Genomic DNA, 10,392 nt, shown 5'->3' with positions numbered 1-10,392 from the left:
TCAACATCTATTGTTACTATAATATTCGGACTTAAGTTACAATTTTTAATCCAATATTTCAGCTTTTTTTGTACGGATAGACTATGTTTATTGTATATTTTTAGCAATACCCTATACCGGTACTTATTATTTAAGAAACTTATTGCTGCCGGTGATGGACCAAGAATTTCGAATTCTTTTTTTCTAGATTTCAGGGTCAAGCACTGGAATGACAAAGAAGAAGAGGCTGGGAGCTTTTTGCTTAAACATTGATTATGCAAGAAGCTCGCTATCTCATTTGCTGCTTTTTGCGTTGCAATCTGATTCTTACCGCAAATTATAAGTGCGATTAGTCTACTAAATGGAGGCATTTTAGCTTTGTACCTTGACTCAAGTTCGATTTCATAAAATGAGTCCCTTTTTTGATGCTGCAATGCTTTTATTACTGAACTTTCAGGATGATTGGTTTGCACTATTACCATTCCTTTTTCATTAAATCTTCCAGACCTTCCTGCAACTTGATGTAATAACTGATACGTCTTTTCTGCTGCTCTTAGATCAGCATTTTCAAGACTCAAATCTGCATTTATCACACCAACCAAAGTTAATTTAGGGAAGTTGTGCCCTTTAGCAATTATCTGCGTGCCGATTATAATATTCAACTCTTCCTTCAACACTAAGTCAATAACGTTACTAACCGACTTCTGATCACTACTTATAATCGCAGTTTTTGCGTTTGGTATTAACTTGACTGTTTCTTCAAGTAACCTTTCAATTCCTACGCCATAAAGAGATAATGACTGTTTACTTTGGCAATTAGAGCATTTCTCTGGAAGTTTTAATTGGTAAGAACAATGATGACACAAAAGAGCATTTTTTTTCTTGTGGTATACGAGCCAAACAGCGCAGTTCAAGCAGGGAATTTTATATCCACACTTTTTACAAACTGCAAGTTGTGCATACCCTCTGCGGTTTAAAAAAAGCATAACCTGCTGTTTTTTCTCTATGGTCTGTTTTATTCCTTCAAAAAGCTCATTGGAAATCCATTGCTTGTTGTTTCTCGTATCCACTACTTTAATGAGTGGCAATTCCGCGCCACCGAATCGCTTAACTAGCTTTACATGGTTGTAATTTCCATTTTTAACATGGTAAATAGTTTCAAGTAATGGAGTTGCTGAAGATAAAATTATTGGAATGTTTTCGATTTTGGCCAAGATTATTGCCATATCTCGGGCATTATATATAATTCCCTGCTCTTGTTTGAAAGATGAATCATGCTCTTCATCAACGATGATCAATTTTAGGTTTTTATAGGGCAAAAAAAGTGCTGATCGTGCACCAATAATTATCTGCGCATTTCCATTTGCTGTATTGAGCCAATTGTTTCGGCGAGTTTTTGGAGTGAGTCCTGAGTGCCATTCAGCTAAATTTCTTGATGTTTGACTACGAATACGATTTACCAATTGTGAAGTTAAAACAATTTCAGGTAGGAGGATTAAAACTTGTATACTACCTTTGTTTGATGCCGTTTCGACATATCTTGGTGTCATTCTAGCACTTGGCGAAGGCAGTGTGTTAAATATTATAGTGGGTTTTGCCTTAAACATAAAGGTGTCATGTAAGTAGCTAACACTGGAATCCAGAAATTTTGGTTGTAAATTAGGTATGGGAGCGGCTGCTCTTATGTTAAAATGAACATTTTTGATGAGATTGCGTGGAAAACTGGATCCCAATATTAGAGTACTGGGATGATACCCTACTGGTGGACCCAAATTACAATGTTTGTACAGTTGTGTATCTGGGCACTGGAATGATAAAGTTCGAGCAGCATTTGGAGCTGCAGGTGTTCTGCTATAGTTCTTAAGCAATTGTGCAATTACAGAGAGATAAACTTCCGTTTTTCCAGATCCTGCCTCACCGTCAAGCAAAGTCACTGAATAATCATTCAAATTGCTTATTATTTTATTGCTGGCTATCTGCTGTTCGGGGTTTAGTTGGTAATTTATCTCATTTATTTCCTGCTCTTGTTCAACATGAACCAACTTATCTAGGTGATTTACTTTTAACACTCCTCCCATTATTACTTTTGCAAGCATACCAATAGGTATTACATTGTACTGTGCAACCCACTCTGCAAATGCAATTAATTTTAGTCTAATATTTGGTAGATTGATCTTTTGCTCAATGAATTTTAATTCTTGATCGTTCTTGTTACCACACTTCCAAACTATTCCGATCAAGCGTTTTTTGCCAAATGGCACCACCACATAATCTCCAACTGAAACGTCAGTATTTTCCTTAACTGCATATGAAAACAATTGGTCAATTGGGAGTGGTAGTAGTACATTAACTGTTCTTGCCATAGCAATTGAGTTTAGCATTGTTTTAAGAGTTTTGACTTGATTTTTGTGGGTTGGTTTTTTAAACTAGTATATATAAGTTTATTTAGCTAAGATGGTAAATATGCAAGAGTCTCATGTACAGAAACTAATAGGATTTTCTGAACTTCATAAGAACTTTATGAAGAACAGAAGACCAATCTAATTGGAAAAGCAATTGTTTGAAATGGATGGGAATTTTAAAAGAAAATACCCTATTAATTAAGAGAACTTTTGCTGCTCATGGTACCAATGCTTGGATGCTTTTTTCAGCACTTGCTTTTATAAATGGCCAATTGTTACCGAAAAATGAAATGAAAATAAGGAGAATACCTGTTGTTGAAAGTGGTTAACATTTGAGAAAACTAGAAATAAAGCTTATGAACATGCCTTTTGCCCAAATACAGTAAGTCAAAATGCAGTATCGACTGTTGAACTGCATAGTAAGAGTTCATATTTGCTTGATGCATCTCGATACGTGGAAATGGCAACAAAATGTTATAATTGTAATCACGGTAACTTTAGTAAAAGGTATCTCAATAAGTATCAGAAAAGAAGCTTAGATAACAGCATTTGTAGAAAGGGCAACAGTACTTTTAAATGATAAGGATGTGCGAGAGAGACATATAAAGGTTATCTACTGTTCCAGTAGTTATCCTAGGCAATAGAATTGGAGAAACAACAATAGGTTCTAGTATAGATAATGAATACGGACGTAAGAGATTTAATATTAGAGTCATAGTAGTAGATGAAAGAAAGAGTATATTAGAAGTTTAGTTAGCAGTACCGATCCCGCGATAGCTGAAAGTATAATGTATCTCACTAACGAAAAGGTTAATAGTTTCGAGAAAACAAAAAACTACAATAAGAATTGTGGATATGTACAGTCCGGGAGTAGAACAGCACATTGTATGTATGAAAACAGCTTTGTGAACGATTTTGAATAGGTATTTAAAGATAGATTAGCCTTCAGTTTTTCTGATCAGTTTAATATTTATAAAATAGAAAAGAAAGAGCTGGTAAAAAGAACGATAAAAGGTAGACCTGAAGTATCTACTGCTACTATAACTTACTATCAAAATCCAGGTCCAACTTTAGCAGTTGATAATGTAGGTTACAGTGTAGTGTTTAAGAATCATTTTAATCAAAAATAGATAGAAATGTAAATAATGATGAGCAAATTTTGGGAACAATCAATTACAAGTAAGACCATTATATAACAGGCATAATCAATAGATAGTGATTCACAAATGTTCACAGGTAGTACACCTCCATTTCAAAAAACGTCTGCAAGTGATGAAAGTGATAATAGTTCGCACAGAAAACAAAGCACCTAGCGACTGCCCTTATAGTACACAAACATAATTTCCTCACAAAAACAACAACCTTCTGGAACTTTTCCGGGAGGGTAGACAATAGACTTAGCGTTATTGTTTAGTGCTATAGGAGCTACACTAGTTGCAATAAGGATTATACCTTGAAATTACCGCTATTGGAATGATTGCGACTGCTGTGCTGTCAGGAATTGCAGGTGCAGCATTAGGTGATGTAGTAGGATACCTTACAGACAAGCAGTAAACGAATATTGTAGTGGAGCTGCTGTGCAAGTTGCATAACGACCGTTAATATCGTTCACATAGCTCACCTAAACATGTTTTTTCTGGATTTTAGTGTTATGCGCTGAAATCACAAATTGTGGTTGCCTTGTCTGGATATAAAAAATCTTAACTTTTAACATATTTTTTATAATATATACCGTATAATTGATAAATAAGGTAGTTGATAAATTTATACGATTTGTGGAGATTACTGATGATTAACGGTGCAATTACTTTGAACTTTCAAGTAGAAAAAGGCGAACTTAAGACCGGTATTATTTTTCTGTGCGTGTAAAGCTTACAAATGAGAACAAAAATCTTTTACGTGAAAAGCTTGGCAATACAGTTCAATTTGACAACCTAGATGACTACTTGGATCTTAACTGTGAAAATTTTATATTTACTATAGTAGATATAGCGGACACAGTGGTGGAAGTGAGCTATGCATCAGAGGTAATATAATAGATATTCAGTTTCCAATTTTCCACTCGATCATAACGGATTTTCAACAGAACTATCATCTGATGGAACGCCAATTGTAGATTATGGATTTTACCCTCTGGCTGTAATCTACAATCCCAATCATCAATATAAGGCAAAGGAAAAAGCATTTAATGATCATGGCGAATTGTCACCTATTGCATCAAATGTGCTAGATAACTTTCTAAGCAATGCAAATGGCTTAACCATACAAGATATATTTTTGCAGATACAAAATAAAAATGCTAAGAAAGAAGTGAATTTGGTAAGAGAGAAAAAACAAGCGGAAGAAGAGTTAGATTGAAAGAATGAGGAAGTAAAAGAGTTTATAGAAAGAGGTGTATTACCTTATTTAAAGTGGTAGAAGGTTATGATATAGTCGATGGACGTTCAGCAGTAACTTTACAACGTGGCGGAGGGAAGTCATGCTTGATTCGAGTAAATACTATATAGTGGAATATCAACACATGAAGGATTGGAAGGCGATGAATATTTAAATTTCGTTAGTCCTGGTAGTAATATGCTGGTTGATTTGAAAACTTGTTTTTTGTGCTTAACAAGAGTTCTTCCCTGAACTTAAAGTTGGTTTTTACCAATACCTGAATTTAATTCTGACAGTTATGCTAAATATTTTAACACTAAGAATCACTTTTTAGTGTTGATCAATTGTCTATAGAGTTATCTAATTGTGCAAAAGGGAATGGTAATCAAGTGAGTCAATCAAGAATTGAAACCATAATTAATAGATCTTTTTCAAAGCTTATTTATAGTAAAAGTTTTTAGGAGGAAATATGACATTCAAAACAAATTTTGGGCATGATAAATCACAAATGCTGATTGAAAAGCTGTTCCCAAATAAAGAGGATGTAGTGATAAGCAATGAGCTTATAGTAGAAGTGAGATATGATGGGCTAATAAGCTATACGCCTGATTATATAAAACAAACTGTAAAAGATACTTATTGGGCTTGGTCTGAGAATTTCTATTCACAGAAAAGCTATAATAGCGGCCCAGTGAAATTGCAGCTTTATGTGCTGAAAAGTTATGACGATTATAAAGCTTACATAAAGGAGCTTTCAGGTGGCAAAGACTATAATGAACTATGGGGTGGTGGAACAGTAAGGGCACATGAAGCTGACGGTACAATAGCAAAGACTTTCATTATTGGAGATGTAAATGGTTTATTTTGTGCGAAGTCTAAAATTTTAATGGAAAAGATGAGTGATGCATTTCTTGAGTACGCTACTGGCAATTTGAATGAAGTACCTGAAGTCTTACGTACTGGTGTAAAGCTTTTTATGTGGAGTTATGATGCAGCTAAGAAGAAGAGTACTCATGATATGCACTATACAAAAGAGACATACGATGAGATGCAAGAATCTGGATACAACACACCTTATAAAATAGCTAATATGGCTAGTGATTATAGAATGGCAGATTGCTTAGTAACGTTCTTGCAAGAAAAACATCCTCAATTAATAAAGCAACTGCTTACTGAAATATCCTCTGGTAAGGAACAAGCAGTGTTGAGGTTCAAGCAGCTTTTAAATAATTCAGGAATTGAGAGAGAATTTAAGCAGTGGATGGATGTAGAAAGTGGTAATGAAGTTGCCGCAAATCTTGTACCAGACAGTGAAGTTATTATCCTCAGCGAACATAAGCTTCAAATAAACATAAAATATGATAATGAAGAATTAAATCAGGACAAACTGAGTAATATAAAAGACACTATCAAAGGTGCCATAAGAGATTTTGACTCAGCATTTGGCATTAATAATTCTCAGCCTTGGCACAATATACCAAGTAAGGTCAACATTTTCGTATTTAATACAAGGAGCAACTATGAAGATTACCTTAAGGAGTTGAACATTGATGCTAAAGATCACTCTGGTTTAACACTCCAAGGTCGCGGTTCGGAAATTCATGTTTATTTTTACTTACAGGATCAATTTGATCACTCATGTAAAACTTTAAAGCACGAGTTGGGGCACGCTTTGACTATTATTAATTCTTATTATGGTACGGGCGATGTTTTGTCTAAAGCTATGCATGAAGGAGTTGCTAACTATATGGCAAGCGTGGAAAACGGTGAGCACGTCAATGATCGTGAGGATATCGAAGCTCTTTCTACAATACAACGCAAGTTTCTAAAACCTGACGAGATATTACGTAATAATAACCAAGGAGATTATTACTATTCAAAAGCAGAGCAGATGATAAAATTTCTTGAGCATAAACATCCAGATCTCCTTGATAGTTTTTTGAAAAGCCTTTCTATGCACAGTACAAATAGACCTCAAGATAATAAATTGTTTGAGGATTTTCTAACTAAGCTGAAGGGCTATAATCAGGAGTTTAAAGATTGGGTTAAGATTCAGTTGAACGGCGAAGGGCATTTAAAGCATGAAAATGAATCAGATATGCAAGCGAGTCAGACTGAACAACCTGCTAATGAGAAAAGAAAGAGGGATAAAAGATCACTAGAAGAAGATGATAAAAATAAACAAGAAGAAGCCGCCATAACAAGCGTTATAGACAGTATGGAGGATGATAAAGTAGATTATCTACAACACCCCTTGAAAATAAAAACAGGTGAATTTATTGGAACTGGTAAATATAAGGCGGTGCTACAGGTTCAAGATCAAGACATAGATAATTTTTATCAAAACTTAAGTAGTCAGTATACTACTGGAAAATACAATTATGATCAAATGATAGCTCTGTATAATAAAATTTATATACAAGATTCTAAGCTTGATGGAAAGCCAATCACTCTTTCTGAAGCTTATGTTACAAATAATCATCTGTTTATCAAAGATCAGGATTTTGGAACTATAAGTGATTTCAATGAAATGTTCTACAAAAGTGATGAGTTAATGTAATGTGAAGGGTAAGATGTGATCTGGTGAACGAAAATTAACTGACAGAGAAGATTAGTGCACATGCTTTTATCTTTCAGGTTGTTTATCAAGTATAAACATCAGCTCTTCCCATTCTCTTTTACCAATATTGCTTTCTTCTCTGGTAACATTTTCTCCTCTAATTAATTTGCGAATTATCCCAAGGCCAGTTCTTGAAATGCAGGCTGATTCTAAACAGTATTCAACAAAGGCGCTGTGGGCTAGTGGTACCCACTTCTTTACTATATCCAACATAACTTCTGCATAGACTCTCATTTCATGTTGGGCACGCTTATCAGCTCTAAGCTTAAAAAAATGAAGAAGATTATGTAGATCTACCTTCCAATAAAATTGCGTGTAATAATTAAGTGTTAAATTAGTCCTAGCAATTTCTCTTGCAAGCCCTTGTTCAATAAATTTGTTGTAATGAGAATATACCAAATTAGAGTCATTTGTTAGAGAATCTATTATTTCCTTTGAGATATCCAAGTCAAAAGCTTCACCACTACCTTGTTTGTTATTATCGGATTGTTTTGCAACTTGCTCTAGTTCTGGTATATAGAATTCATGATCAAGGATTGAATACCTTGCGGAATATTCATTTACGTTTGCAGTTCTATGCCTTATCCATTGTCTTGCAACAAAAATTGGAAGTTTCACATGAAACTTAATTTCACACATTTCAAATGGAGTTGTATGATGATATCTCATTAAATACTTTATAAGTGCTTCGTCTTGATTTATCTGTTTTGTTCCTTTGCCATAAGAAACACGAGCAGCTTGTACTATGGCACTATCAGAGCCCATATAATCCACTACTCGAATAAACCCATGATCTAGTACCCTGTGTTCCTCATATAGAATTTCATCTATTTCTTTTACTGTGATTCTCTTGGTTGAATAATGTTCTTCATTCATAAAATGTCCTCAAGATGAAATAGAGATATCAGCCCCGCATGAATTAAGTTTTTCGTGCATTGCTTCATACCCTCTCCATAAATGATGTGAGTTATTTATTGTGGTTTCTCCACTTGCTACTAAAGAAGCAAGCACTAAAGCTGCAGTTGATCTTAAGTCAGTAGCATATAGATTAGCTCCAGATAAGCTTTTTATTCCATTTATAGCAGCTTTGTTTTTCTTAATACTAATATTAGCACCTAACTTTCTTAATTCATCTGCATGTGAAAACCTATTTTCAAAAATGTTTTCTTCAATTACTGATATCCCATCAGCGATGGACATTGCAGACATCAGTTGTGGTTGCATATCACTGGGGAAGTTGGGGTATGGATCTGTTGCAACATTAGTAGACTTAATAGAGCCATTTTTTCTGGAAATGACAATGCTTCCATCATACAGTTCAACCATAGCTCCTATAGCTTCCAACTCATTTACAATACATCTGATGTCAGATAGATTGATTCCTTCCAACACCAGCTTACCGTTAGTTATGATAGCAGCTAATGCATACGTACCGGCTTCTATTCGATCTGATATTATTTTGTGGATACATCCATTTAATTTTTTAACTCCTGTTATTATAACCTGCGTATTATTGATTTTAATATCAGCACCTATTTTCTTTAGAAACTCTATTAAATCAAGAATTTCCGGCTCAGTTGCAGCATTATTTATTGTTGTTACTCCTTCTGCAAGTGTTGCTGCCATTATTATATTTTCTGTTGCACCGACGCTTATTTTCTCAAGTGTGATTTTTCTTCCTTGTAGCTTTCCTTTCACTGTTGCAATTATATTATAGCCATCAATTTCAATTTTAGCTCCCATTTCTTCTAACGCTTTGATATGCATATCAACGGGACGCTTTCCGATATTGCATCCACCAGGAAATGCTGTTCTCGCTTTGCCAAATCTGCTAAGCATTGGGCCCAACATTAGAAAAGAAGCTCGTAGTTTGCTTACAGTTTCATATTGCATCGCGTAATTGTTGATGTTACTGCAATCAGTTTCCAAAGTATGATTTGCTTTGTGATCTTTGTTGTGCATAAAGTTTACTTTTGCTCCAAGACCTTCAAGCAATTCAGACATCAGATGCACATCAATTAGATCAGGTACATTATGTAGAACTACTGAAGAACTACTCAAGAGGCTGGCTGCCATTATTGGTAAAATAGCATTCTTCGAACCATTAATCTTGATTTGTCCAACCAAGGGTTTATAGTTACTCCTTACTAATATTTTATGCATTCAATAAAACTGGATCTTACTGAATAAGTATAGTAAATTGACAGTAAAAGACAAATCACATTATAGTAAAATAACTTATGCTCTACAAGATATAAAATCAACTACACTTTCCAAAAACAAGTGATGCATTAGTACCACCAAAACCAAACGAATTGGAAAGCGCATATTGAATTTCATGCTCTTGAGCTTTAAGCGGTATAAAATTTAAATCACATCCTTCTGAAGGTTTATGTAAATTTAAAGTTGGCGGAACAATTCCATTGTTTAACACAAGAATGCTAAATATTGCTTCAACACTTCCTGCAGCACCAAGTAAATGTCCTATAGAAGATTTAGTTGAAGAAATGGGTATTTTATAGGCATAGTCATCGAATAATTGTTTTATCGCTATTACTTCAATTTTATCTCCAAGAGGTGTTGAAGTTCCATGTGCATTGATATACCCGATTTTCTCTGGATTTATTTGTGCACTTTTTAAGGCAAGGTGCATTGCTTTTAATGCACCTCTTCCTTCTAAATGTGGTGCTGTAATGTGATATGCATCTCCTGTTAGCCCATATCCAGTGAGTTCTGCATATATTTTTGCACCTCTTTTTTTTGCATGTTCGTATTCTTCTAGCACTAATATACCTGCTCCTTCGCCCATGACAAATCCATCGCGTCCTTCATTCCACGGTCTTGAAGCTTCTTTAGGTTTATCGTTAAATTTAGTTGATAATGCCTTCATAGATGCAAAACCTGCAATTCCAACTCTACACAATGCACTTTCTGATCCACCTGCAATCATCACGTCTGCTTCACCAAGTTTTATAGCTCTTGCCCTTAGTGACAGAAGTTGGGAACTTTTTGGCA

General features: G+C 34.7%; 7 protein-coding genes. 3 read left to right on the top strand and 4 right to left on the bottom strand.

Annotated features, from left to right (window positions below):
• The coding region (gene priA / locus CCY16_RS02820; RefSeq protein ID WP_088414801.1) for a replication restart helicase PriA at positions 1–2,360 on the bottom strand (2,360 nt) is incomplete at its 3' end.
• Between the two features lie 188 nt (positions 2,361–2,548).
• Between priA and CCY16_RS05540 the strand changes: the two genes are divergently transcribed.
• The 3 genes from CCY16_RS05540 (at position 2,549) to CCY16_RS02815 (ending at position 7,317) form a co-directional block, all read left to right on the top strand.
• Positions 2,549–2,710, top strand: a complete 162-nt coding sequence (locus CCY16_RS05540; RefSeq protein WP_179946038.1) for a hypothetical protein — start codon at positions 2,549–2,551, stop codon at positions 2,708–2,710.
• 1,894 nt (positions 2,711–4,604) lie between these two features.
• Positions 4,605–4,739: a hypothetical protein gene (locus tag CCY16_RS06670; protein WP_281250504.1), complete on the top strand. Its 135-nt coding sequence runs from the start codon at positions 4,605–4,607 to the stop codon at positions 4,737–4,739.
• A gap of 487 nt (positions 4,740–5,226) precedes the next feature.
• Positions 5,227–7,317: a collagenase gene (locus CCY16_RS02815; RefSeq protein WP_143696903.1), complete on the top strand. Its 2,091-nt coding sequence runs from the start codon at positions 5,227–5,229 to the stop codon at positions 7,315–7,317.
• Between the two features lie 66 nt (positions 7,318–7,383).
• On the opposite strand, the gene thyX is transcribed toward CCY16_RS02815, so the two are convergent.
• The 3 genes from thyX to CCY16_RS02800 form a co-directional block, all read right to left on the bottom strand.
• The gene (gene thyX / locus CCY16_RS02810) at positions 7,384–8,253 is read right to left on the bottom strand and encodes an FAD-dependent thymidylate synthase (protein WP_088414799.1); all 870 of its coding nucleotides are present in this window, start codon (positions 8,251–8,253) and stop codon (positions 7,384–7,386) included.
• A 9-nt stretch (positions 8,254–8,262) separates the two neighbouring features.
• Complete coding sequence (gene murA, locus CCY16_RS02805) at positions 8,263–9,540, bottom strand: UDP-N-acetylglucosamine 1-carboxyvinyltransferase (protein WP_088414797.1); 1,278 nt, start codon at positions 9,538–9,540, stop codon at positions 8,263–8,265.
• Positions 9,541–9,637: 97 nt separating this feature from the next.
• Positions 9,638–10,392, bottom strand: a 755-nt coding sequence (locus CCY16_RS02800) for a beta-ketoacyl-ACP synthase II (protein WP_143696904.1), incomplete at its 5' end; no start/stop codon positions are given.

It is taken from the genome of Wolbachia endosymbiont of Wuchereria bancrofti, assembly GCF_002204235.2.
Lineage (GTDB): Bacteria > Pseudomonadota > Alphaproteobacteria > Rickettsiales > Anaplasmataceae > Wolbachia.
This window is presented reverse-complemented; position numbering and strand designations above follow the sequence as displayed.

Coding starts and splice junctions, on each gene's coding strand:
- CCY16_RS02815 (WP_143696903.1), top strand. CDS start 5,227: ATGACATTCAAAACAAATTTTGGGCATGATAAATCACAAATGCTGATT.
- CCY16_RS05540 (WP_179946038.1), top strand. CDS start 2,549: ATGGGAATTTTAAAAGAAAATACCCTATTAATTAAGAGAACTTTTGCT.
- murA (WP_088414797.1), bottom strand. CDS start 9,540: ATGCATAAAATATTAGTAAGGAGTAACTATAAACCCTTGGTTGGACAA.
- thyX (WP_088414799.1), bottom strand. CDS start 8,253: ATGAATGAAGAACATTATTCAACCAAGAGAATCACAGTAAAAGAAATA.